Source organism: Luteolibacter yonseiensis, from assembly GCF_016595465.1.
Taxonomy (GTDB): Bacteria; Verrucomicrobiota; Verrucomicrobiia; order Verrucomicrobiales; family Akkermansiaceae; genus Luteolibacter; species Luteolibacter yonseiensis.
This window is the reverse complement of sequence record NZ_JAENIK010000010.1, coordinates 4606-29513: the sequence shown is the minus strand read 5'-3', so window position 1 is coordinate 29513 and position 24908 is coordinate 4606. Positions and strand designations below refer to the sequence as shown.

Annotated in this window: 20 protein-coding genes; 5 read left to right on the top strand and 15 right to left on the bottom strand. The window is 62.5% G+C overall.

Features of this window, described 5'->3' with window-relative positions:
- Nucleotides 1–331: 331 nt before the first annotated feature.
- From metG to JIN84_RS09345, 5 genes are all read right to left on the bottom strand, one after another.
- Nucleotides 332–1906: a methionine--tRNA ligase gene (metG, locus tag JIN84_RS09365; RefSeq protein WP_200350786.1), complete on the bottom strand. Its 1575-nt coding sequence runs from the start codon at nt 1904–1906 to the stop codon at nt 332–334.
- 1157 nt (nt 1907–3063) lie between these two features.
- Nucleotides 3064–3999 carry a quinolinate synthase NadA gene (gene nadA, locus JIN84_RS09360; RefSeq protein ID WP_200350785.1) on the bottom strand — a complete coding sequence of 312 codons (936 nt, stop codon included), beginning with the start codon at nt 3997–3999 and terminating at the stop codon, nt 3064–3066.
- Nucleotides 4000–4106: 107 nt separating this feature from the next.
- Complete coding sequence (locus JIN84_RS09355) at nt 4107–4931, bottom strand: bactofilin family protein (protein ID WP_200350784.1); 825 nt, start codon at nt 4929–4931, stop codon at nt 4107–4109.
- 42 nt (nt 4932–4973) lie between these two features.
- Entirely contained in the window at nt 4974–5540 is a 567-nt protein-coding gene (locus tag JIN84_RS09350; protein WP_325099581.1) for a bactofilin family protein, read from the bottom strand.
- Between the two features lie 49 nt (nt 5541–5589).
- Entirely contained in the window at nt 5590–6396 is an 807-nt protein-coding gene (locus tag JIN84_RS09345; RefSeq protein ID WP_200350783.1) for a tetratricopeptide repeat protein, read from the bottom strand.
- 155 nt (nt 6397–6551) lie between these two features.
- Here JIN84_RS09345 and lpxB point away from each other — a divergent pair, with 155 nt between their 5' ends.
- Complete coding sequence (lpxB, locus tag JIN84_RS09340; RefSeq protein WP_200350782.1) at nt 6552–7685, top strand: lipid-A-disaccharide synthase; 1134 nt, start codon at nt 6552–6554, stop codon at nt 7683–7685.
- A 74-nt stretch (nt 7686–7759) separates the two neighbouring features.
- Here lpxB and JIN84_RS09335 read toward each other — a convergent pair whose 3' ends face one another.
- Nucleotides 7760–8029, bottom strand: coding sequence for a hypothetical protein (locus JIN84_RS09335; protein ID WP_200350781.1), 270 nt, complete (start codon nt 8027–8029; stop codon nt 7760–7762).
- Nucleotides 8030–8052: 23 nt separating this feature from the next.
- On the opposite strand from JIN84_RS09335, the gene JIN84_RS09330 reads away from it, so the two are divergent.
- Nucleotides 8053–8634 (top strand): hypothetical protein, encoded by a 582-nt coding sequence (locus JIN84_RS09330; RefSeq protein WP_200350780.1) that lies wholly within the window; start codon nt 8053–8055, stop codon nt 8632–8634.
- A gap of 745 nt (nt 8635–9379) precedes the next feature.
- Here JIN84_RS09330 and JIN84_RS09325 read toward each other — a convergent pair.
- From JIN84_RS09325 to JIN84_RS09315, 3 genes are all read right to left on the bottom strand, one after another.
- Nucleotides 9380–11173: an SdiA-regulated domain-containing protein gene (locus tag JIN84_RS09325; RefSeq protein ID WP_200350779.1), complete on the bottom strand. Its 1794-nt coding sequence runs from the start codon at nt 11171–11173 to the stop codon at nt 9380–9382.
- 44 nt (nt 11174–11217) lie between these two features.
- The gene (locus JIN84_RS09320) at nt 11218–11973 is read right to left on the bottom strand and encodes a PEP-CTERM sorting domain-containing protein (protein ID WP_200350778.1); all 756 of its coding nucleotides are present in this window, start codon (nt 11971–11973) and stop codon (nt 11218–11220) included.
- Between the two features lie 296 nt (nt 11974–12269).
- Nucleotides 12270–13139, bottom strand: coding sequence for a hypothetical protein (locus JIN84_RS09315; RefSeq protein WP_200350777.1), 870 nt, complete (start codon nt 13137–13139; stop codon nt 12270–12272).
- 558 nt (nt 13140–13697) lie between these two features.
- Between JIN84_RS09315 and JIN84_RS09310 the strand changes: the two genes are divergently transcribed.
- The gene (locus JIN84_RS09310) at nt 13698–14462 is read left to right on the top strand and encodes an Npun_F0296 family exosortase-dependent surface protein (protein ID WP_200350776.1); all 765 of its coding nucleotides are present in this window, start codon (nt 13698–13700) and stop codon (nt 14460–14462) included.
- Between the two features lie 443 nt (nt 14463–14905).
- Nucleotides 14906–15127 (top strand): hypothetical protein, encoded by a 222-nt coding sequence (locus JIN84_RS09305; RefSeq protein WP_200350775.1) that lies wholly within the window; start codon nt 14906–14908, stop codon nt 15125–15127.
- A gap of 1278 nt (nt 15128–16405) precedes the next feature.
- Here the strand turns inward: JIN84_RS09305 and yidC are convergent.
- From yidC to rpmH, 4 genes are read right to left on the bottom strand one after another with little or no spacing between them, the layout of a single operon-like run.
- The gene (gene yidC / locus JIN84_RS09300; RefSeq protein WP_200350774.1) at nt 16406–18316 is read right to left on the bottom strand and encodes a membrane protein insertase YidC; all 1911 of its coding nucleotides are present in this window, start codon (nt 18314–18316) and stop codon (nt 16406–16408) included.
- A gap of 18 nt (nt 18317–18334) precedes the next feature.
- A complete protein-coding gene (yidD, locus tag JIN84_RS09295) occupies nt 18335–18682 on the bottom strand; it encodes a membrane protein insertion efficiency factor YidD (RefSeq protein WP_325099580.1) in 348 nt (115 codons plus the stop codon).
- Nucleotides 18679–19044: a ribonuclease P protein component gene (gene rnpA, locus JIN84_RS09290; protein ID WP_267908210.1), complete on the bottom strand. Its 366-nt coding sequence runs from the start codon at nt 19042–19044 to the stop codon at nt 18679–18681. The genes yidD and rnpA overlap by 4 nt, the downstream gene beginning before the upstream one ends.
- A gap of 44 nt (nt 19045–19088) precedes the next feature.
- Nucleotides 19089–19271 (bottom strand): 50S ribosomal protein L34, encoded by a 183-nt coding sequence (gene rpmH, locus JIN84_RS09285; RefSeq protein WP_200350772.1) that lies wholly within the window; start codon nt 19269–19271, stop codon nt 19089–19091.
- A gap of 201 nt (nt 19272–19472) precedes the next feature.
- On the opposite strand from rpmH, the gene JIN84_RS09280 reads away from it, so the two are divergent.
- Nucleotides 19473–22244, top strand: coding sequence for a PSD1 and planctomycete cytochrome C domain-containing protein (locus JIN84_RS09280; RefSeq protein ID WP_200350771.1), 2772 nt, complete (start codon nt 19473–19475; stop codon nt 22242–22244).
- A gap of 735 nt (nt 22245–22979) precedes the next feature.
- Here JIN84_RS09280 and JIN84_RS09275 read toward each other — a convergent pair.
- Together JIN84_RS09275 and JIN84_RS09270 are read right to left on the bottom strand one after the other, a co-directional pair.
- The gene (locus JIN84_RS09275) at nt 22980–23720 is read right to left on the bottom strand and encodes an FHA domain-containing protein (protein ID WP_200350770.1); all 741 of its coding nucleotides are present in this window, start codon (nt 23718–23720) and stop codon (nt 22980–22982) included.
- Nucleotides 23721–23828: 108 nt separating this feature from the next.
- Nucleotides 23829–24479, bottom strand: a complete 651-nt coding sequence (locus JIN84_RS09270) for a GAF domain-containing protein (protein WP_200350769.1) — start codon at nt 24477–24479, stop codon at nt 23829–23831.
- Nucleotides 24480–24908: the final 429 nt, after the last annotated feature.

The window sequence follows — 24908 nt, the reverse complement described above, 5'->3', positions numbered from 1 at the left end:
ATTTGAATGGCCTGAAACAGCGATTTTTCTGTCGGTGTTTTGATCAATCTCAAAGCGGTTGATCAAATCCATCCGCATATTAGCCGCATGGGGACGTCTCCACAACCCGGATTGGCGAAAAAAATGGCCGTTTTTTGGACGGGGGATCGGGTCTTTTTGCGGTCGGGATGCGGCGATGCGCGGAGTGTCGTGAAACAAAAGGGCCGCCAGGGGAGAAGGAAGGTGGCTTGGCGGTCGAACCTGGCGGTATAACCTGGCGGTGGCACCCGAGGGTTGCACCGCTGCCACGATCCGTCCGCCCGGCGGCCACGGTATTTTGCGGAATGTCGTCTTATTTCGCTTCTTCCAGGACGATCCTCGGAAACGCGGGCTTCGGCTTGCCGATGGTGTGGCCGCCGGGAAGCAGGCCCCAGTGGAGATCGGCGAGGGTGAGTGTCGTCAGGCTCGGGAGCTCGAGCTGTTCCGCGAGCTTGGCGGTGACCCCGGGCAGGATCGGGGAGATGAGCACGGCGATCTGCGCGACGCTCTCCGCGAAGTGGTAGAGGATGGTGGCGACGCGCTCCTTGTTTTCCGGGTTCTTGTTCAGCTCCCACGGCTTGGTGCGCTCGGCGTACTGGTTGCAGTGGACGACGTGGCGGTTGAGGGCTTCGAGTCCCTTGGAAATGTCGAACTCGTCCATGGCCGCCTGATACGCGGCGATGGATTCGGTGAGCGACTTTTGCACCGCGAGGTCGTCCTCCGTGAGTTCCCCGGTGTTCTGGAGCACGCCGCCGGTGAAGCGCTGGCTCATGTTCAGGGCACGGTTGCAGAGGTTTCCGAACTCGTTGGCGAGTTCCGTGTTGTAGAGCATCACGAGCCGCTCGACATCGAAGTTCGAGTCCCGGCCGGTCACGATGTCGCGGACGAGGTAGTAGCGGATCGCCTCCACGCCGAATTTTTCCGAGAGTTCGTCCGGGTCGACGATGTTGCCGAGCGATTTCGACATCTTGTCGCCGCCGAGGCCGTTCCAGAATCCGTGGACGAGGAGCTTCGGCATCTGTGCGTCGGTGAAGCCCATGGCGTGCAGCATGCAGAACCAGTAGACGCCGTGCGCGGGGATGAGGATGTCCTTGCCGATGACGTGCACCGGGCGGCTGTCGGCGGGCCAGAGTTTCGCAAAATCCGGCAGGTCCGCACCCGCCTCCGCCTTGTAGCCGGCGAAGGAGATGTAGTTGATGAGCGCGTCGAACCAGACGTAGGTGACGAAGTTTTCATCGAAGGGGAACTCGATGCCCCAGCGCAGGCGCTCCTTGGGGCGGGAGATGCACAGGTCGATGCCGGAGTTTTTCTCAAGCGCGTTGAGCAGTTCGGATTTCCGGAAGCCGGGGACGATGATCCCGTCGGTGGTTTCGAGGAAATTCTTCAGCCAGTCGGTGTGGTCGCTGAGTTTGAAATACCAGTTTTCCTCTTCGTAGTTGACGATCTCACCCCACTCGGGGCCGAAGTTGCCGTTCTCGTCCCGGTCGCGTTCCTGGAGGAATTGTTCCTGGCGCACCGAGTAGAACCCGGAGTGGGATTTCTTGTAGAGCTGGCCCTGGTTCTTGAGCTCGGTGAGGATGGCGCGGACGCATGCCTTGTGGCGGTCGTCGGTGGTTTCCGCCCAGCCGTCGTAGTTCACATCGAGCTTTTTCCACAGGGAGGAGAAATTGCCGGTGACGCGTTTGACGAATTCCTCTGGGGAGACACCCTCTTTTTCCGCCGTCTGCTGGACTTTCTGGCCGTGCTGGTCCACGCCGGTGAGGAAATAGACCTCGTCCCCGCGCAGGCGGCGGTAGCGGGCGATCACGTCGGTGAGGACCTTTTCATAGGCATGGCCGATGTGGGGCGAACCGTTGGTGTAGTCGATGGCGGTGGTGAGGTAGAACATGGGAAAAATTTGAAATCTGAGATTCTGGATCCGGCATCCGTCGGGCCGGGAGGAAGGGAAACACAGAGTCGGGCGATCCTGCAAGGGCGGGGAGTGATCGATGAAAGATGAGTGTGAGCGGTGATCGGGGAAAGGAAGAGGGGAGGATCGATGAGAGATGAGTGTGAGCGATGATCGAGGAAAAGAAGACGGGAGAGAAATTGAAATGCGGAGGAAGCGGGGAAGAAGTTGAGGGTTGAGGGTTGAGGGTTGAGGGTTGAGGGTTGAGGGTTGAGGGTTGAGGGTTGAGGGTTGAGGGTTGAGGGTTGAGGGTTGAGAGTTGATTGTAAGAGAAGAGGAAGATGCGGAAGAGGAAGATGTGGAACTCTTGAGCACCAAAGGTGCGGAATGTGACAGCCCGGGGTGAGCGAAGCGCAACCCCGGGTCATGGACCGCTCATTTCCCAAGTCCTGAAGGGACGAAATCAAGGGTTCTGCGGTGCGCCAGGGATGCCGTCCTTTCAGGACTCCATGTGCTGCGTGGTCCATTCCCAGGGCGTTGCCCTGGGCTCTCTCATCGCGCACCTTTGGTGCTGAAGATGCCGGGAGAGGACATGATGAGGCGGTGACTAGTCATGGTGCGGAGATGCGGAGGTGCGGAGGTGCGGAGGTGCGGAGGTGCGGAGGTGCGGAGGTGCGGAGGTGCGGAGGTGCGGAGGCTCATCCTCCGATTTGTTGGGATCGGTTTCGAGGTGAGGAGATAAGGAAGATGTGGAACTCTTGAGCACCAAAGGTGCGGAATGTGACAGCCCGGGGTGAGCGAAGCGCAACCCCGGGTCATGGACCGCCTCATTTCTCAAGTCCTGAAGGGACGAAATCAAGGGTGGTGCGGCGTGCCAGGGATGCCGTCCCTGCAGGACTCCATGTGCTGCGTGGTCCAATTCCCAGGGCGCTGCCCTGGGCTCTCTCATTGCGCACCTTTGGTGCTGAAGATGCTTGGTGCTGAAGATGCCGCGGCGCGGGACCGGATCTCCCGGCGCGGTTATTTCGACCGCTCCAGCATTCTCGGTAGCGGGATCCCGGCGCAGTTACTTGGACTGCTTGAGCATTCTCGGCAGCGGAGCTTCGGCGCGGTTACTTGGACTGCTGAGCATTCTCGGCAGCGGGATCCCGGCGCGGTTACTTGGACTGTTCGAGCATTCTCAGCAGCGGGACCTCGGCGCGGGCGCGGAGGGATTCCTCCATTTCGACGCGGGGCTGGAGGGTGTCCAGGCAGTCGCGGAGTTTCTGCATGGTGTTCATCTTCATGTAGCGGCAATCGGCGCAGGCGCAGCGGTCGGTGGGGCCGGGGATGAGGTTCTTGTCCGGGCACTCCTTGCGGAGGCGGTGGAGCATGCCGCTCTCGGTGACGACGATGATGTCCTTTACCGGGGCGTTCTTGCAGAAGGTGATCATTTTCTCGGTGGAGCACACTTCGTCGGCGAGGAGGCGGACGGCCTGCGGGCACTCGGGGTGGGCGACGACGAGAGCGTCGGGGAACTCGGCCTTGATGCGGTTGATGGAGTCGCGGGTGAACTCGACGTGGACGTAGCAGTTGCCTTTCCAAAGGTCCATCTTGCGGCCGGTCTGCTCGATGACCCATGCGCCGAGGTTTTCGTCCGGGACGAAGAGGATGGGGCGGTCGGCGGGGGCCTGGTTGACGATCTTCACCGCGTTTCCGGAGGTGCAGATGACGTCGCAGAGGGCTTTCACGCCGCCGGAGCAGTTGATGTAGGCGATGACGTAGTAGTTCTTTTCCGCGTTCGCCTTGAGGAAGGCCTCGAGCTGGGGGGCGGGGCAGGATTGCTCAAGCGAGCAACCGGCGTCGGCGTCCGGGAGGACGACGATTTTCCCGGGGTTCACGATTTTCGCGGTCTCCGCCATGAAGTGGACGCCGCAGAAGACGATGACGTCGGCGTCGGTGGCCTTGGCGTGGTAGGCGAGGCCGAGCGAGTCGCCCACGTAGTCGGCGACGTCCTGGATGTCACCGGTCTGGTAGTTGTGGGCGAGGATGACGGCGTTCCGGGCTTTCTTGAGGGCCAGGATTTCTTCCTTGAGATCGAGTGCGGCGAGCATGTTGGGGAAAATTTTAAATCTTAAGCATGAAATTCCAAAACAGAAGAGGAAATCGACGCTTGTTTGCCGATCTCTTCGTTTAGAATTTAATGCTTAAAATTCAGAGCTTAAATATTGGAGGTGACCATTTCGATGGACCCGGTGTGCTTGGCTCCCGGTTTGACGATGAGGGAGCTGGTGCGGACGAGGCCCTGGAGGTGGGCGCGTTTCTGGAGGGTGACGGAGCCGGTGCAGGAGATCTGGCCGCGGACGTGGCCGTCGATGTAGGCGGTGACGGCGGTGACGGGGTGGAGGAATTCGACACGCGCGCCTTTTTCGACGCGGAGGTTCCGGCAGTGCACGCGGCCGATGATCTTGCCATGGCTGCGGATGGTGAGGTCTCCGGTGCATTCCACGGAGCCGGCGAGCTCGCCGAGGACGAGGAGGTTGTGGCAGCGGAGGGTGACGCCGGATACGGCGCCGGTCTTGGTGATGGTCACGTCGCCCCCGGTCTGGATGCGGCGGTTCCACGGTTCGGTGATCTCGTAGTCCTGGAGGCTGACGTAGCCGCTGCACTTGGGGCACTGGCTGGACTGGGCCTCGGCGCTGGCGGTGTAGTGGTTGCCACAGCCGAAGCAGGTGACGGCCCGCGGCGGTTTGGTGGGGCTGAAGAGCCGCTTGAGGAGCGAGCGGGCGGGCGGCTGCGGGCTGCGGAGGACGAAGGGGGATGCCTTGCGGGCGGGCGGGATTTCCGGCTCGGGGTCGGAGTCCCGCCGTGGTTTGGCGAGGCGGGTGATGGGGCGGTTCCTGACCACACCCTTGCCTTCGCGGACCTGGAAGTTCGCGCGGCAGGCCCGGCACTGTGTGGAGACCACGAGCGCGGGCTCGATCTGGGACTGCCCGCATTCCGGGCAGGTCACCTCGATGCGATGGCGCAGCGGCTCATCGGCCATGGCGGGAGCGGGCGGAGGTTTGGGGGAAGAGCCTGCGGCGGATCAAACACCAGTACCGGTGAGATCACCTTGTTTCGGAGCTTCCGGAGTGGCCGCCTTTGCGGGAGCGGCCGCCGGGAGGTTGGCAGGGGTGCCAACGGTGGATTTTCCGACGAAGATGGCACCTGCCTCGATGGAGAGGGTCTTGGCCTTGATGTCGCCGACGACTTCGGCGCTGGCCTTGAGTTCGATGCGGTCGGTGGCGGTGAGGTTGCCATGGACCTTGCCGTAGACGATGACGGTGGCGGTCTTGATCTCGGCCTTGATGCGGGCGTTCTCGCCGACGGTGAGGTTTCCGTCCGACTGGATCTCACCCTCGATCTTGCCGTCCACGACGAGATCGTTGGTGAATTTCACGGTGCCTTTGATCTCCACGTCGGTGGAAAGGACGTTGCGGGTGGTGCCTGCGGTGGCGGGGCGGGCCGCTGCGGAGGCGGCGGGCTGCTGCGGCGCGCCGTAGGACGGGGCGGGCGCGGGTGCGGAGACGGGGGCCGGGTGGCTGGTTTCCGGAAGGGGTGGGGCGGAGCGCTGGGCTTCGCTGTTGTCGTGGCCGATTACTTTTTTAAACACGGTGGTAAAGAGTGGTTGGAGTTAGTGGGATGTCAAATCGATTGCTGTCTTACGGCTTCGGGGCGGCGGGTTCTTCCACCGGCGCCTGGACCGGGGGTTCCACGGGGACTTCCAGGCTCGGCACGACGGAGGTCGGTGCGGGAGTCAGGGAAGGGGGCGCTCCGGCACCACCGGGTGCGGGAGGGGCGGGGGGAGCCGGAGGCGGCTCGATTTCCAAGGGGGACTTGGCCTTGAGGACGAGGAGGCGCTGGCTGGCGGTCTGGGAGAAGGGGCTGTCCGGGTAGTCGGACTGCACCTTCTTGTAGGATTCCTCGGCCTTGGCGAGGTCTCCGCCGGTTTTCGCGATGTCTCCGAGGGAGACGAGGGCGAAGGGGGCGATGTACTTGGCCTCCGGGGTGGAGACGAGTTCTTCAAGAATCTTGGTGGCATCCCCGGTTTTGCCCAAGGCCATCAGCTTGGAGCCGAGGTTCGCCTTGGCGGAGTAGATGGCGGGATGCTCCGGGTAGGTGGAAATGAATTTCTGGAGGGTGGCGACGGAGTTGTCCTTCTCGTTCACGATCCATTGCTGGTTCGCGAGGAGGACGAGGGCGCTGCCGGCGGCGGAGGTGTCCGCATGGCCGTCCGCCACCGCCTGATAGGCGGCGGAGCTCTCCGCCTTGACGAGGGCGGCACCCGCGGCTTCCCGCGTGCCTTGGGCGATGCCGCGGTAGACGACCACCCCGGCGGCACCGAGGGCGAGGGCTGCGGCGAAGGCGACGAGGCCCTTCTGATTCCTGTCGAGAAACGCTTCGAAGGCATTCGGCCCTTGGGAAATTTCGGCAAGCGGGACGGCGGTTTCTTTGGGGTCAGCGGACATGGTTGAAAATTTGCAGGGCTGCGGGACCCCGATCAAAGCGGCAGCGGCGTCGAAATCAATGCGGAAGTCTGCAAGTTGGCGGATTTCCTTGCCTGCGGGCGGGTTGCGGGGAATTGGCTGGATTTTTCACCGCCGGGGCGGGAGCCTCGCGCCGCATGGCAGAACGGGTTTACGTGGTCGCGGGGGAATTGAGCGGGGATGCCCATGGCGCGGGCCTGCTGCGGTCGCTGCGGGAGATGGTGCCGGGCGTGGAGATCCACGGTGCCGGCGGGCCGGAAATGGCGGAGGTCGCGGGCGGCGGATTGCGGGACTGGGTGGAGGACGCGGCGGTGATGGGCGTCTGGGAGGTGTTGAAACGCTACGGCTGGTTCAAGGAACGCTTCGCGGAGATGCTGGCGGATTTGAAAAAATTCCAACCCAACGTGCTGCTGCTCATCGACTACCCGGGATTCAACCTGCGTTTCGCGGAGGCGGTGAGGCGCGAGTGCCCGGCCACGCGGATCGTCTACTACATCAGCCCGAAGGTGTGGGCGTGGAACAAACGCCGCATCCCGGTGATGGCGCGGCTGCTGGACGAGGTGCTGTGCCTTTTCCCTTTCGAACCGCCGATCTTTGAAAAAGCCGGACTGAAAGCGTCCTTCGTCGGAAATCCGCTGGTGGACGAGCTGGAGGAAAAACGCCTGCCGGGCGTGGCGCGGGACGGGCGGCTGGTGGGACTTTTCCCGGGCAGCCGGGAGCGGGAGATCGCGCGGTTGTTCCCGATGATGATCGAGTCCGCGAAACGGCTGAAATCGTGGAATCCCGCGCTGGAATTCGAAGTGCCCGCGGCGACCGCGAAGCTGGCGGAGCAGATCCGCGGCCAGATGGCGGAGGCCGGGGCGGCGGACCTGATCCGCGTGACCTCGGGGGGGAGCCACTCGCTGATGCAGCGGGCGTGCTGCGCGGTCATCGCCAGCGGGACGGCCACGCTGGAGGCCGGTTACTACGGGCTGCCGTATGTGCTGGTCTACCGGACCGCGCCGCTGACGTATGTCCTGGCAAGGCTGCTGGTGAAGATCGAGTTCATCGGACTGGTGAACATCCTGGCCGGGAAGGGCGTCATCGAGGAGCTCATCCAGGGAAAGGCCGAGCCCGTGGCGGTCTCGCGGTCGTTGCAGGCGTTCCTGGAATCCCCGGAGCGGCGGACCACCCTCCAGGCCCGCCTCGCGGAGACCTCCGCCGCGCTGGGTGGCAGGGGCGCGCACGAACGCGCGGCCCGCGCGGTGGCGGACTGGCTGCGGCGGGCGTGAATTTCCGACCGCTTGAGGGTTGCGTTTCGGCGGCGAGTGGCTATTGAAGCGGCGCGATGAAATCTCTTTCCATGCTACTCGTGACCGCTTCCGTTTTTGCCGTTTCCTGCGAACGCCATGATTTCGAGGGTCCGGACGGCACCAAGCAGCTTCATCAACACCACGGCTCCGGTGGCCACGGCCACGGCGAGGCGGCCCATGGGGACGCGCACGGAGAAGCAGCGCATGGCGAGGCCGCTCACGGCGAAGCAACGCACGGTGATGCCGCCCATGGTGACGCCGCCGCACATGGCAAACAGGCCGAAGACGCCGGCCACGGTGACGCGGACCAAAAGGGCAAGCATTGATCCGGTTGTCTCCGAATCCCATGCGGAATCCCCCGGATGAGACTCCTGAGGCGGCGTCGATCCGGAATTGGGTCGGGTCGGTGGTCATCGCGGATGAGGGCTACGATCTCAGCCAACTGGGGGATGTTTCGATATTATACGCACTCGATCGGGATAGTGGTTATCTGACGGCCCAGCTTGACGGGCTTTCCGTCACCCGGCCGGCATGGGCGGGACAGACGCGGCCCGCCAGCCACGTGTTATACGAGGCGCTGGGAGCCCATCTGGAAGCGACTCCCAGCCATCTCGTGCAACTTCTTTGTCATGACGGAGCATGGTGGGAATTGCGGTCGGTCACGCCGGTGACATCGGGGCCGCGCCATTTGCCCTGGGTTCTCGGGCTTGTTCATCGCGAACCCGCCGAGGAAGGTGGCCACGTCGTCATCATGCTGTTGGCGGATGACCGGCAGTCGGCCGTTGTCCTCGTGAATTCACCTTGTTATCCACCCCACGTTTACCCACAGGGATTCAGCATCGCCTTCCACGGGCGGGACGAAAGCAGGGCCCTCTTCCTGCGCCGTTTGGAAACCGCCGCCGATTCCCAGGACGAGGTTTTGGGGTGAGTGGTGGTATTTGGAGATATGCGGTATGACCGGGTATGACCGGGTATGACCGGGTATGACCGGGTATGACCGGGTATGACCGGGTATGACCGCCTGACCGCCTGACCGCCTGACCGCGCTCCATCTTCAGCACCAAAGGTGCGGAATGTGAAAGCCCATGGCAACGCCATGGGAAGAGGATCCCGAAGCAACCGGAGTCCTGAAAGGACGGGATCCCTGGTGCGTCGGCGCGCCCTGGATTTCGTCCTTACAGGACTTGGAAATCCGCTGTGCCATCCACCCAGGGTTGCGCTGCGCTTACCCTGGGCTGTCGCATTCCGCACCCTTGGTGCTGAAGAAGGCGATTACGTATCGCCCCTCCATGTCCGGCCTGTTATGCCGACTGCCAAAAATCGTTGATGAAACGGTGCACCGATGATCCGCCGGAACACCGTCCGGAGTTCAAGCTTCAGCTTGCTCTTTCACGAGACTCGAGTTCTTTCACGAGATTCCAGCTCTTTCACTAGCCACAGCATGTTCACAGACCTCCGCTCTTTCACGAAGTCCGGATTACAATTCGGAAGAGCACGCTGGAGCGGTCCGCTAAAGCGCGAACTCCGGACACCGCAAGGGCCGGACACGATCTTTTGCGTGGAATATATAATAAAAGCCCGCGATTCGCTATAATATATAAATATATAATAAAAGCCCGCAACTCGCGTTGCGGGCTTTTGAAGATGATCCGTTTGGGTCGGGGATCGGTGGCTTATTGCGGAAGGGTCAGGCGATAGAATGCCTTGTCGCCTTGTTTTGGCAGGGTGGTTTCCATTTCTCCCGCGTCTTCCCAGGACCCTTCTCCGAGGGTGGTGGAACGCTGGATGGGGAGCCTGAGGTTCACTCCGTCTTCCCCCACCTTGAGCAGCACGCCGGTTCCACGGAGGTCCTGGATGCTGTCCTCGGTGTAGAGATCGTAGAGGCCGGGATGTGCCAGCACGTCGGCCTTGCCGTCCGCCGCGACCGCGTCGAGCGCCGTATTGAGGTCCGCGTTTTGGAAGGCGAGTTCGGGAACCGCTCCGGCCTTCACCAGCGCGTCCTTCAAGAACCCATAGTTCCGGACCTGCGTCGCCGGCCATACGGGTTCGGCCGCCGCGGGCGAGAACACGTGGAGCTGGGCATTGAACGAGCCGGGGACCTGTTCGGAGACGAGGTAGAGATTGCCGGCGTCGTCCATGGTCATGCCTTCGGTCGTGAGCCTTCCCAGGAAGCGGAGGTCCAGCGAGCCGACGACCCGGCCCTGGCGGTCGACTTCGATCACCCGTTGCCGTCCCCTCGCCAGCATCAGGAAGTTCGAGTGGCGGGGATTTCCCTCCGGAAAGCGGCGGCTCAGCGCCATCGCATAGATATCGGAAAGCTGGTCCACGCCACTGCGGGCGATTCTCCGGGTTTCCAGCGGTTGGTTCACCGCCACGGGGCCGCCCTGGCTCACCGGGGTGAAGCCGGGCATCTCGTAGATTTCCACCGGGCCGCTTTCGCGGACACCCCACAGCGAGTCGTTGATCGGGTCATAAGTGACGCCTTCCAGGCCGGTGTTGCTGTCGTAGGGGCCGAAGGGATAGCTGGTGGGCGTGACCTGGGCGAGGTCCGGCTTGGTGGCGGGGTCGTAGTTGACCACCACCGCGAGGTTCCTGCGCTCGTCGGCGATGACGAACCGGTTTCCGCCGAGCCAGCAGAGGCCTTCCGGATCATCCAGGGCGCGGGTTTCCCGTTTTCCGGACTGCTCGAACGGCATGAAACCGAGCTTTACGCCGGTCTTGCTGAGCTCCGTCATTTCCAAGCCCTCGTCTCCGATCGAGAAGAGGGTGTCGGTATCCCGGCTCCAGGCCACCGCGGAGGCCTCGGAAACAGCAATGTCGTGGCTGCCCTCGAAGCGCATCGCTCCCAGCGTCCCGATGGGGACGGAGGCACCTTCGAGCCTCAGGGTGCCTGAGAACGCGTGCAGCGTTCCCCCGGCATTCGCCGTCGTGCCGAAAACCCCGAACTGGATGGTCCCCTTGGTAGAGACGTTGTTCGGGAGGTACCAGTTTTTCATCGCGGTGCCGCCTTCCTTGAAAAACTCCTCACCGTCGGAAGGAAGGTAGGTCTTTCCAAAGGTCCAGTCCTTCTCGAAGACGCCGTCGTTGTTGTCATCGATCCGGTAGGCCCAGACGAACGAACTCATCGCGTTGGCGGTCTGCCTGCCGCCGCCGGTGGTGAAGTTTCTCAACACGTCGACGCACAGACGGTATCCCGGTTTTGCGGAGAGTGTGAATCCCATGTATTTGGCCGGATTGATGGTGGTATCCCATCCGACGCTGGAGAGAACGGTCTTGCCACCGAGCCGGGTCACGGACGGGCTGAACTGGAAGAGGCTCGGCGTGTTGATCCCGTCGGCCCAGTCGGAGGCCTGGAGACGGAGCTGGTAGTCTTCATTGACGGAGTCGTACTGGACGAGCGTCTCCGCGCCTGCCGCGGCGGGGAGCAGGATCAGAAGGAGGACGGGCAAGGGGCGGGATTTGATCATGGGAAACATGTTTTTCAAGTGAAGGGAAAGGATGCGGCGGCGGTTCAGCGGCGGCGGCGGAGCAGGCCGAGGACTCCGAGGGCGCCGAGCAGCGCGGCGGATGGTTCCGGCACCGCGGCGGTGTTCAGCGAAAAGTTGTCGATGGCGATCATGTCGTAGCCGCTGCCGGTTCCGGTGGAGGGGGTGAGGGCGGCGATGCGCAGCCAGACCTGAGACTGGCCGTCGAGCTGGCTGCCGAAATCAGAGCGGTCGAAGGTGAGGGGGGTGATTCCGAACACGCCGGGGTCCGACCAGGTGCCAAGGGTGGTGAACGAGGCGGGGGAGCTGCCGAGGGCATACTGGATGACGAGATCCGTGGACCTCGACTGCTCCTCGAGCATGAGCATCTGGATGGAAAAGTTGGTCACCATCAGGGAGGTGGAGGAGAAGTTGAAGGCGAAGGCCATTCCCGGATCGAAGCCGCCGTTCGAGACCTGCCGCATGGCGAGGGCGCGATCCGTGTTGGCATTCTGGGCGTTGGCGTCGCTGTTGGCGGGGATGTTCGCGGAGGAGACATCCTTGAACTGGCCGTTCCCGTTGTCCCAGGTGCGCTTGCGGCCCAAGGGGGTGAGGGAGCCCATCTCGGTGGCGGTGGGGCTCATGTACAGGCCCCAGCCGGTGGCGGGTTCCATGCTTGCCACCACGATGGAGTTGAAGTTCTCCGTGTAGGTGCCCGGCGTCAGGGCGACGGTCGTGGCGTGGGACCGGGTGGCGGTGAGAAGTGCGAGGGCGGGGAGGACGAGGGCGATCTTGTTTTTCATGAGGAGGGGATCACTGAACCCATATGTCCGGTCCCGATCAAACCGATGACGGTGCCATGTTGGACATGACATGCTGTAAATTTGCAGCAGGGCTCCGGCAGGTTCGACTAATTCTGTTAGAATCTGTTAGATCGGCTGTTGCCGCATGAAGCCGGAGCTTCCCGCCGCACTCCGTGAGGGGGCTGGGTGCGGTTTTCCGTGACCCGCTCCCTCATGGAAGCGGGTTCTTTTCCAGCCGTTGCTCCGCGTTTGCCCGCGGTGGGGCGGAACGAGGTGTCCTGGGATCCGCCCTTCGTTTACTTCGCGTTCACGCGGGCCATCCATGCCGTCGCCACGGCGGGCGGGGTCTTTCTCACGTCATCGACTCCGCCCATGACGCCCTTCATCAGCGCTCCGCCGAGTCCGGGGATCGTGCGGTCGATCACCGCGGCGATCTCCGGATTGTTTTTCCGCGCCTTTTCATCCGAGCCGTAGATCATGCCGAGGAACCACGCGAGGTAGGCGGCGTCCCTGGAGTTGGTGACGGCCTCTCCATTCCGCAGCGCCGGCTTGATTTCATCGCGCCACACCTTGCCTTTCTCCAGGCTGGAACTGCTGGCGCTGATGATCCCCGCGAGTTTTCCAAGCGCCGGAACATCGGCACTGTTTCCACCGAGCAGCTCCCATGTCCGCGTCCCGTCCTGCTTGAAAAGGTAAAGCAGGTATTCCTGCGGCATGCTTTCCACATCGGTGATCCAGCCGGAGTGGCCGGAAAGATCCGTGGTGAAACTTCCCGGTTCATCGGCTTTCGGTTTGCGGTCACCCAGTTCGAGCAGGTGCCAGGCCCGGTCCCGGGCGGAAGGGGTTTCCGGGGCGACGAGCCCGCCGATCAGCAGCGGTCTCGACTTCCGGCCGATGTCCAGCTCGTTCCAGAACATCTGGAGCATCTGGTCGGCATCGTAATCTCCATCCGCCGTGTAGGAGAGCGCCTCGCGGACGATCCGTGCGTCATCTCCCTGATAGGCCTTGCGGATCTGTTTCGCCATGTAGGCGGGACGGCTGGCGGGAGCGATTCCGCGGACCGCCGGGTCCGACATGATTTCCTTCACCACGGAGTCCATGTCTGCCGCGGAGGCACCGATGGGGAGCGAAAGGGCGAGGAGGAGTGCAAGCGACAAACGTTTCATTTCAATATTTGTTAGATCTGGATCGGCGGCAGTCGGAGAACGGTGGGAACCGGAACTTCAAGGGTGCCTGGGCGGAAAGCGGGGGTGGATCGGAGAATGCTGTCAGACACCGGCAAGGATCATTCCAGACTGATGACCGGATACTGGCCGACAAGATACGGAAGAGTCGCGGAAAAGCTAAGGATGGGTGGTGACGATTCCGATCCATGACATGGAAAAAGCGGATGGCGGTGCCGTCACCCGCAGGTCGCGGGGTTGTCAGATTTGACGGTTTTTTGTGGATGTAAGCCTTTCACCATGGAGGAGATGTGATCTTGTTGGAACGGTTCCTGGAATGGCTTGGATGCCTGTTTTTCCCGGTGAAAACACGTCTTTTCCCCTCCTCCGGGGCCGTTTTCATCCCGTGATCATGGGGGAGGGGTGTACCCGATGGAGTAGGTGCCCTTGCCCTGATCAGGTAGGTGCCCTTGCCCCGAAGGCGTAAGTGTGGGGCTTCATCCGGCCTGCTAAAAAGGAGTCGTGGTGCGAATCAACCGCCACCTGCCCCTGACAAACGCCATGAAACTCCTTATCCTGCTCACCCTCTCCGGATTCCTCTCCGCCGCTTCCCACGGCGCGCTCGTCGTCTCCTACGCGGAGGATTCGAACGATTTCAACTCGAAGCTCTCGAACACGACGGTCTTCGACTTCAACGGCCTCGCGGCGGGAAAACGCAGCAACGTCGCCTGGACCTCCGGCGGGAACACGATCGGCACCTACGACCAGCTCTGGATCAAGGGCGCGGACCAGTACGGTGGCGCGGGGAATCCGAACGGATCCAACTACTCCGCCATCGGCGCGCGCTGGGTGCCCACCACCACCCTCACCTTCAACGAACCGCACGCCTACTTCGGCTTCTGGTGGTCCGCCGGTGACGCGAACAACGTGTTGTCCTTCTACAACGGCAGCACCCTGACGGCGCAGTTCACCACCTCCACGCTGCTGAACGCCCTGGCCGGCTCGCCGGAATACAAGGGCAGCCCGGTGACGAAGTATCTCAACCAGAACGCGGCGGAGTCATACGCCTTCATCAATTTCTTCGGTGCCGGCGGGACGACCTGGAACAAGATCGTCTTCTCCAACCTCGGCACGAGCGGCTTCGAGAACGACAACCACACGGACCGTGTGCTGCCCTGGGGAAGCTACCCGCAGGAGGTCGGCAAGCCATATCCCGGAAAGGTGATCGCCAGCGTGAACGGCACGAACGTGACGATGATCCCGGAGCCGGGTGCCGCACTCCTCTCAGTCCTCGGCGCGCTGACCTGCCTGCGCCGCCGCCGTTGATCCACCGCCGCCGAAAGCGGCAGACCTTTCCCGAGGGCGGGGATCCGCCGCCCGAGGGAAACCCACCCCGGAAACCCCACATGGAAGCAACGTCGTGCACTGCTCATTGTGGTCGTTCCCGTGGTGCTCCCCCCGGGGACATCATCTGACGAAACGCCACCTGATGTGGTTTGTGAAATGCCATGGCAGGCGGGAATCCGGACGAGCGGCATGCTTGGTTGGAAGCCGCCCCACCGATGAACCGCCCGCCATGGCAAATCCGGCCGCCCGTTGCATTGCAAAATGCGCCAATTTATAAAAACCAACATGTTATGAAAGATTCTTTTTGCCATTCCGAAAAAACACCTCAACCTCCTTCCGCGTCCAGCGAAGGAAGGGAACCCGACCCTCTTCCGGATTCCCCCCATTCAAACCCTCCGTTTTCTGTTTCCTCCCCCTCTATCATGGAAGTTCTTCTTCTCGCTGCGGAAATCGCAACGGCTCTCAACGAAAATACCAAAGGCTTCCGCGAATGCACGGTGACGAAGGATTGCGCCGGGCTGTGCTATACCTTCGACACCACGGAGGACGCCGAGCTTTTCCAGGAAAAACGGTCCCAGGCGCTGGAAGGGAAATCCCGCTCCGTCTTCGCCGCGGGCGCGGCGGTTTATGAATACTGGGTGTAGGGGGAGGGATCGATGAGAGATGAGTGTGAGCGATGATCGGGGAAGAGAAGACGGGAGGACGATAGATCTTCGGAGGGCGGGAGGTGTTCGGGGTTTTTCGGTTTTGCAAGCATGGGTCCCATAGGACCTATGGGACCTATTGCGGAGGATAGGAAAAACCCGTGCGCGGTGGCGTTTCCCGCTGAGGCATGGGGGCATGGCCTGAGGCTGCGTCATCTTCAGCACCAAAGGTGCGGAATGGGACAGCCCAGGGTAAGCGCAGCGCAACCCCGGGTGGATGGCACATCGTATTTCCAAGTCCTATAAGGACGAAATCCAAGGCGTGCCGGCGCATCAGGGATGTCGTCCTTTCAGGACTCCGGTTGCTTCGGAATCTCTTCCCATGGCGTTGCCATGGGCTTTCACATTCCGCACCTTTGGTGCTGAAGATTTCGCGGCGCCAAGCGGTCATACCAAATACCAAATACCAAATACCAAATACCAAATTCCAAATTCCAAATTCCAAATTCCATCACTCACCGCAAAACCTCGTCTTGGGAATCGGCGGCACCCAGCGTCTCGTAAAAGCATGGAGGGGCGATACGTGATCGCCCTCTTCAGCACCAAAGGTGCGCGATGAGAGAGCCCAGGGCAGCGCCCTGGGAATGGACCATGAAGCACATGGAGTCCTGTAGGGACGGCATCCTTGGCGCGCCGCACCGCCCTTGATGTCGTCCCTTCAGGACTTGGAAATAGATCGGTCCATGACCCGGGGTTGCGCTTCGCTCACCCCGGGCTGTCACATTCCGCACCTTTGGTGCTGAAGATTTCGGGATGTTCGATGGCGCGCCATGGAGCCATTGGAGCCATTGGAGCCATTGGAGTCATTGGAGTCATGGAGTCATGGAGTCATGGAGTCATGGAGTCATGGAGTCATGGAGTCATGGAGTCATGGAGTCATGGAGTCATGGAGTCATGGAGTCATGGAGCCATGGAGCCATGGAGCCATGGAGTCATTGGAGCCTCGGACCCGGATGCATGGCGTCCCGCTTGCTTCCGTGCTTCCTATTTCTCCGCATCTGCCTCCGCGATCCGGGCGTTTCGATTGATTCCGGGGACTGCGGCGGTTCGCGCGGAATGAATTCCGCGCTCCCGGTGGGTGGACGAAAAAAACCCATGGGAAGCGTGGGGCTTCCCATGGGCCGGGGTGGTGAGAGGTTCGCGTGTGGTCCGGGCGGCGGAGCGGGCATGGCGGTTGGAAACCACCGCCACGATCCACCGCGGATCCGCCGGGCGCGATCAGCCGCCGGTGCGGGGCGGACGTGGCTTTTTCTTGCTGTCGGCCGGGGTGACGTCGCGCATGTTGCCGCCTCCGCCGGCTTTCTGGGCTTTCTGCATCTCGGCTTGTTTTTCGGCCATGCGCTGGACGAAGGATTTCTTGTCGCCGCTGGTGCGGACCTTGAGCTCGGGCTCGGGGACCTTGTTCATGAGCCATGTCTGGCCGATGGAGAAGATGTTCTGCGTGGTCCAGTAGAGGGCGAGGGCGGAGGCGAAGTTGTAGCAGAAGAAGAAGAACATGAAGGGCATGAAGAGCATGATCTTCTGCTGGGTGGCGTCCCCGGTCTTGGGCGTCATCTTGATCTGCAGGAAGCTGGTGATCGCCATGACGATCGGCAGGATGTTGAGCGGGATGTTTCCAAGGAAGCTGATGTGCAGGAGCGTGTCCGGCTGGGAAAGGTCCGGCACCCAGAGGAAGCCCTGGCCGCGGAGTTCCACGGCGTATTGCAGCATCTTGAAGAAGCCGAAGAAGATCGGGATCTGGAGGAACATGGGGAGGCAGCCGCCGAGCGGGTTGATGCCGTATTTCCGGTAGAGGCCCATGGTCTCGGTGTTGACCTTGTTCGGATCATCCGGGTACTTCTCCTTGATCTTGGCCATCTCCGGCTGGAGCTTGGCCATCTTTTTCATGGTGTGGGTGGACTTGGCGTGGAGCGGCCAGATGACGATGCGGACGGCGATGGTGAGGAGGATGACGGCGAGGCCCCATGACCAGTTTTTCGCGATGCCGTCGATCCAGCCGTGGAAGGTGTTGAGGACGAAGTTCAGCGTGCGGGAGACGATGCCGAACCAGCCGTATTGCATGACGTCGCCCCAGCCGGTGCCCCATGCGGCGTGGCTGTCCATCTGGCGGAGCATGCGGTTGTGCTTGGGTCCGACGAAGATGAGGTAGTCGAGCGTCTTCTGCTCGGTGGGTGCCAGGGTGGCGGAGGGGAGCGGAAGGCCGCCGCGGACGGTGGTGAGGGCCTTGGCGTCGGTGGTGAGCCGGATCTCGCCGGGCTTGCCCCAGACGTTGGCGACGGCGGGTTCCTTGGGACGGATGACGGTGGTGAAGAACTGGTCGGTCACCCCGGCGTATTCCACGGGCGAGGTGCTGTCGCTCTTGATGATGGATTGAGCCGCACCCCACAGCATGCCGCCCTTGAAGCCGGTGCCTGCCTTGAAGTGCATGTCACCATCGGTGTGCCAGAAGAAGCCGGTCTGGTCGGGCGTCTCGGATTGGTAGAGCGGGGCGGCCTCGCCGAGGAAGATGCTCCACTGGTTGAGGTTGACGGCGTTCGCCGCGCGGTTCTCGAGGTTGAGCTGGTAGTTCAGCAGGTAGGGGGCGCCGGGCTTGACGATCTTTTTGGAAGGATCCTTCGGGTCGGTCTCCGGCTCGATGAGGGAGAAGGTTTTCTTGGCGATGAGGCCGGAGGGCAGCTTGGCGATGTAGACGGCCTTTCTGCCTTTTTCGGATTCCTCCTCCTTGTAGGCGAAGGGGATGTTTTCAAGGATCTCACCGGCACCGGCGAGCCCGCCGATGGGACCGGCGGCGTTGTTGTTGATGCGGACGAGCTCGGTCTTGCTGCCGACCTTCTTCTGGTTCTTGAACTCGGCGTGCTTGATGCCGCCGCCGATGTTGGTGAGGGTGAAGACGACCTCGTCGTTCTCGAGGATGATGTTCTCCTCCTCGGTCGGTGGCGGCGGGGTCTCGACGCTGAGGCCGGCGTCGGTGGTGATGATGTCGTTCGGGCCGGGTGCCGGTGGGGCGAGGGCCTTGGCGATGGCTTCCTTGCGGGCTTGTTCGGCTGAATTCTGGCTACTGTAGTAGAGGTTCGCGGCGACGAGGCCGCCGCAGAGGATGAGGGCTACCCAAGTTTTTCGATCGTACATGGAGGCGTGGTGGAAAGTTTAGTGAGTGTGCGTCCCGCCGTGGCCGGGGCTGGGGCCGTGGCCGGAGCATTGGCTGGCGCCGTGGCTGGAGCAGGAGTGTTTGGTGTTTTCCGCGTTTCGGGGTGACGGGACGGGGTCATAACCGCAGCCCCCCCATGGATGACAGCGGAAAATCCGACAAATTCCATACCACGAGCCGAGGAACGGGCCGTGGAGTTCCACGGCCTGGAGGAAATAGTTCGAGCAGGTGGGTTCGTAGCGGCAGCCCATGCCGGGACCGGAGACCGCCTTGAGCATCGGATTGAGGATCCGTTGGTAGAAACGGATCAGGAAACGGATCACGAAGCTGAGGAAACGCGTGATCACGGTTGTTTGTCGGAGCGGGGGAAGAGGCCGAGCCGCCTCGCCTGGCGGAGCCAGTCTTCCTCGAGTTCGGCGAAGGTGGCCTGCGCCGCGCCGGGACGGGCGATGGTGACGAGGTAGCGGCGGATTTCCGAGAAGCCCGGGGCGTGGGCCTGGACGAGGGCGCGGAAGCGGCGGCGGAGGAGCACCCGGTCGTGGGCTTTTCCGCTGCGGCGGGTGGTGATGAAGCCGGTGCGGATGTTGTCCAGCGCGGTATCCTCCAATGTGCTTAAAATGACAAACCGACCAGGCTTGGCCTGACCGGTTTTCTTTACCTTCGCGAACTCGTCGCGTTGGTTCATGCTGCACGTCCGCGGGAGTCGCATGGCAGGAATGCTGTGGATTCCCGGGACGGAACCGAGGCGGGGCCTCAGTTGTGCTGCGTCGTGTGACGGCTGTATTGGATTTCAACGCCCTTCGGAACGAGGCGCTTGCGGCCTTTTTGGCGACGGCGGCGAAGGATGTCGCGGCCAGCTTTGGTGGCCATGCGGGCCCGGAAGCCGAATTGGGATTTCCGAGTGCGCTTGGATGGCTGATAGGTGCGTTTGCTCATGGCGTGTGCCTAAAATAAAGGTTCGTGGGCCGGGCGCGTGACGACCATGGTCCGGCTCGGGGCGCGCACTCTAGGCACCGGAGGCGGCTTGTCAACCCGCCAATCTCACGAAATCGCAATTTTTCCACGCCGGGAAAAACACTGCAATGATCCCATTTGCCACCGCGTATCTCCCGGATGCGCCGATTGTGGATCCTTTTGATGAGCTTGCCCAGTCTGGCGGCGGCTTATGGGAGCGAGCCGGATTTCGACGCGGCGCGCACGGTCCTGGAGACCCGCTGCCTGGAATGCCATACCGAGGACAAGGCGAAGGGAGGGCTGGTCCTGACGAACTCCGAAGCGATGCTGAAGGGCGGCGAAGGGGGATTTTCCGTGAAACCGGGCAGCCCGGACGAGTCTCCGCTGCTGAAGCGGGTGAGGCTCGCGCCGGAGGACGACGAGCACATGCCGCCGAAAAAAAGCGGCCCGCCGCTCACCGCGGAGGAGATCGGCGCGCTGGAGAAATGGATCTCCGCGGGCGTGCCGTGGCCGGTGGGCGAGGTGATGGCGCCGAGGGCGAAGACGGCGCTGCCACGCTGGGACGCGCCGCCGGATCCGGAGATCGTGTCCATCGAGGCGTTTCCGAAAAACGTGACGCTGGAGACCGCGGCGGATTTCCACCGGGTGATCGTGATCGCCCGAATGAAGGACGCCTCGACGCACGATGTCACCGCGCAGTCGAAGCTGACGCTCGGCGATACCACGCTGGCGGACCTGGTGGGCACCGCGCTCACGCCGAAGAAGGACGGCACCACGTCGCTGCGCATCGACTACCGGGGGCTGGCGGCGGAGGTGCCGGTGACGGTGAAGGACGCGGAGAAGCCGCGGCCGGTTTCTTTCCAGCTCGACGTGATGCCGGTGCTGACCGCCGCCGGGTGCAGCACCGGCTCGTGCCACGGGTCGGCGCGCGGGCAGGATGGCTTCCACCTTTCGCTGTATGGGTTCGATCCCAAGGGCGACCATTTCCGCCTGACCAACGAGATGGCCGGGCGGCGGATCAATCTGGCGGTGCCGGAGGAGTCGCTGCTGGTGACGAAGGCCAGCGGCGCGGTGCCCCACACGGGGGGGAACCTGATCAAGAAGGACAGCGCCTTTTACAAGACGCTGGTGGACTGGATCCGCGACGGGGCGGAGTACGACGCCGGGGAGATCCCACAGCCCACCGGCATCGAGGTGCGGCCGAAGCAGGTGGTGCTCACCGGGCAGGACGTGCGGATTCCTTTTTCCGTCCGGGCGACCTACTCGGACGGCACGGACCGGGATGTGACGACGCTTTCCACGTTCTCGACGTCGAACGACAACTCGGTATCGATCGGCGCGCGGGAGGGGATCGCGGCCTCGAAGAACCGTGGCGAGGCGTTCCTGCTGGCGCGTTTCCACACCTTCACCGAGGGATCGCAGGCCATCGTGGTGCCGGCGGATCTGAAGTACACGCGGCCGGAATTCCCGGCGGCGAACTACATCGACTCGCTGGTGGCGGAGAAGCTCAACAAGCTGCGCATCGTGCCGTCCGGACTGGCGGATGACGAGTCGTTCCTGCGCCGGGTGTTCCTCGACATCGCGGGCGTGCCGCCGACGGTGGCGGAGCGGGAGAAGTTCCTCGCTGACACCCGCCCTGAAAAGCGCGGGCTGCTGGTGGACGAGCTGCTGGGCCGCAAGGAATTCACCGAGATGTGGGTGATGAAGTGGGCGGAGCTGATGCAGATCCGCACCTTCAACAACGGCGACCAGCAGGTTTCCTACAAGGCGGCGCTGGGGTATTACCAGTGGCTGCGGGAACGCATCGCCGGGAACGTGCCGTTCAACGTGCTGGTGAAGGAGCTGCTCTCGGCGGAGGGCGGCACGTTCTCCAGCCCGGCGACGAATTTTTTCCAGATCGAGCGGGACGTGCTGAAGCTGACGGAAAACGTGGCGCAGGTCTTCATGGGCACGCGCATCCAGTGCGCGCAGTGCCACAACCACCCCTTCGACCGCTGGACGATGGATGATTACTACAGCTTCGCCTCGTTCTTCGCGCAGGTGAAGCGCAAGCCCGCCGAGGATCCGCGCGAGCGGGTGATCTACGACGAGGGCGGGGAGATCCAGAACCCGGTGACCAAGCAGAACATGACGCCGAAGTTCCTCGGCGGGCCGAAGCCGGAGCTCAAGGACCAGTCGCGCCGCGAGTCGGTGGCGGGGTGGCTGGCGTCGCCGGAGAACCCGTGGTTCGCGAAAAACGTGGTGAACATCGTGTGGGCGCATTTCAACGGCGTCGGCATCGTCGATCCGGTGGACGACGTGCGCGTTTCGAACCCGCCTTCAAACCCGGAGCTGCTGGACGCGCTGGCGGAGAAGTTCGTTTCCTACAACTATGACTTCAAGAAGCTGGTGCGCGACATCTGCACCTCGCGGACCTACCAGCTCTCGACCCAGACGAACGAGACGAACGTCACGGACAACCGGAATTTCTCGCACGCGATGGTCCGCCGGGTGCGGGCGGAGGTGCTGCTGGACTGCATCTCGCAGGTCACCGCCACGCCGAACAAGTTCAAGGGCCTGCCGCTGGGAGCGCGGGCGGTGCAGATCGCGGACGGGAACACATCGAACTATTTCCTGACGACCTTCGGCCGGGCGACGCGGGCCACGGTTTGTTCATGCGAGGTGAAGATGGAGCCGAACCTCTCCCAGGCCCTGCACCTGCTCAATGGCGACACCACCCAGCAGCGCATCCGCCAGGGGAAGCTGGTGGAGACGATGCTCAACGAGAAGAAGACGCCGCAGGAGATCATCACCACGCTCTACCTCACCGTGCTCAGCCGCCCGCCGGTGGACATGGAGATGGAAAAACTCACCGCCGCCGTGGAGGAGGAAAAGGAACCCGGCGGCCGGAAGGAGGTGCTGGAGGATGTCTTCTGGGCGCTGCTGAATTCGAAGGAGTTCATTTTCAATCATTGAGACGGGGATGATCGATGATGGATGAGTGTGATCGATGATCGGGGAAGGGAAGAGGTTGAGAGTTGGGTGTTGATGGTTGATGGAAAGAGGAAGAAGGAGGATCGATGAGAGATGAGGGGGAGCGATGATCGAGGAAGGGAAGAGGGGTGGAGAAGAAGTTGAGGGTTGGGTGTTGGTGGTTGATGGAAAGAGAAGAGGGTGGAGCTCTTGAGCACCAAAGGTGCGGAATGTGACAGCCCGGGGTGAGCGAAGCGCAACCCCGGGGCATGCCGCCACCATTTACCGGAGTCCTGTAGGGACGAAATCAAGGGTGGAGTGACGCGCCAGAGGTGCCGTCCCTTCAGGACTCCGGTTGCTTCGGGGTCCTCTTCCCATGGCGTTGCCATGGGCTTTCTCATTCCGCACCTTTGGTGCTGAAGATGCGCGGCCGTCGGGCAATGATGCGCCGACGCGTTGAAGATGCCGCGGTGTCAGGCCATGATGCGGCGGTGTCAGTCCATGATGCGGCGGTGTCAGGCCATGATGCGGCGGTGTCAGACCATGATGGGGCACGCTGATTCCTGATGATGGCGCGGCATGGTTTCAACCCGCGCGGGATTGCATCCTCATCACACCCCGGAAGAGGACGATCACGTATCGCCCCTCCAGGCACCAACAGTGCGAAATGGTATGCACCCCGGAAGAGGGCGATCACGTATCGCCCCTCCTTGAAAGCACCGTGGGTGCTGAAAATCCTCAGTTCTCCGGTGCTGGAGCGGGGGCCGGTGCTTCCGGTGCGGGGGCTTCCGCTGCGGGTGCTGCGGGAGCTGGTTCGACAGGAGCGGGTGCTGGCGCAGGTGCTGCGGGTGCCGCAGGTGCAGGTGCCGCAGGTGTGGCCGGAGCGGGTGCTGGCGCAGGTGTTGCGGGTGCCGCGCCGGGTTTCGCGGCGTGGTGGACCTGGATGGCTTCGATGAGGTTGCCGCCGCCGGTTTCCTTCTGGTAGCGGACCATCATGCCGGCGAAGAAGGCGGCGAGGGCGAGAAGGAAGAAGATGAACATGGCACCGCCACCACTGCCGCTGCGGGCTTTCTGGGGTTGGTAGGCGGGGGCTTTTGGCTTCGGCTTGGAGGGCAGGTTGACTTCCTCCTCGCGCGGGATGGGCGGAAGGGAGGAGCTTTCCCGGGCGAGAACGGCAAGCTCCTCGTCGGTGAGAAGGAAACCGAACGCCACGTCCCCGATGGTGATGGAGGCGTCGTTGCTGAGGGGGATGGTCTCGTAGCGGTGGCCGTCCAGCTTGATGCCGTTGGTGGAGCCGACGTCGACGAGTTCGTAGCCGCCCTTGATGCGGCGCATTTCGGCGTGGTTCACGGAGACGGAACCGGAGTCGATGGCGATGTCGTTCTCCGCGCCACGGCCCAGGGAAACCACCTCGCGGTCGAGTTGGAAACGGTATGGCTGGGCATTTTTCTCAGGAACGGTGATCGTGACGCGAGGCATGGTTGTAAAACGAACGGGTTGGGGGGAATCTAGCGGGAAACTTTTCCCATTTGCACGAAATTTTATCAGTAGGTTGACGGGTAGGGTGCGCATCCCCGGCCCGGTCCCTCACTTGTCCAGAAACCGGAACTTGCCGTCCACATTCGTCATGGGCCGCACAGGGGGCGGCGGAGGCAGGTTTCCCAGCAGGGTGGCGAGTCCGCCGCTTTCCGTCAGCATGCGGTAGGCGCTGGCGGCGAAGGCGCTGAGGTTCTGGAGAAGCCGGCGGTCCTCGGACTCGAACTGTTTGCCCGGCTCGTGGATCACCGCCCAGACGGTGCCGACGGCCTTGCCATCCATGTGGAACGGGACGAGCAGCACTTCTTCCAAGGGCGGCTCGATGGGCTTCAGGTAGGTGAAATGCCTCTCGGGACGGATGAAAAGGACCGGCCCGTCGAGGTCCAGCACCGTGCCGCAGGGGCCGAAGTTCATCGGGGTTCCGCCGCCGATGTAGGGGGCGAGTCCTCCGGTGACGGCGGGCCAGACGAATTTCCCTTCTTCCTCGACGAGCAGGCTGACACCGGCGGAGTCCGCCATGGTGCAGTTGAGGACGAATTCGGTCAATTTCGGGAAAAGCACTTCAGGTGCCTTGGCTAGGTCCTGCATGAGACCGAGCGTCGCCCGGGCCTCACCGGCCAGATCCGGATTGCGGGATTCGCGGAAATCCAGGTGCCCGGTGGCCATCACCGATTCCAGATTCCATTCCTCTTCCAGCGTCATCGGCGATTTTTATGAACAGTATCGTGCGAACTGCAAGCCGAGTCTTTGGGAATGTGAAAGGGGGGCAGTTTTCGGGGAAGGGGGAGACGTGGCGGGTGATCAGTGGAAGAGATGGGGATGTGGCGCTGCTTCCGGGATTCACCGCGAAGTCGCGAAAGGGCGCGAAGGGTCGCAAAGGAAGAGGTGGGCTGATGGGTCGATGGGTCGATGGGTTGGTGGGTTGGTGGGTTGGTGGGTTGGTGGGTTGGTGGGTTGGTGGGTTGGTGGGTTGGTGGGTTGGTGGGTTGGTGGGTTGGTGGGTTGGTGGGTTGGTGGGTTGGTGGGTTGGTTCCGGGAGATAACGGGAGATAACGGGAGATAACGGGAGATAACGGGAGATAACGGGAGATAACGGGAGATAACGGGAGATAACGGGAGATAACGGGAGAT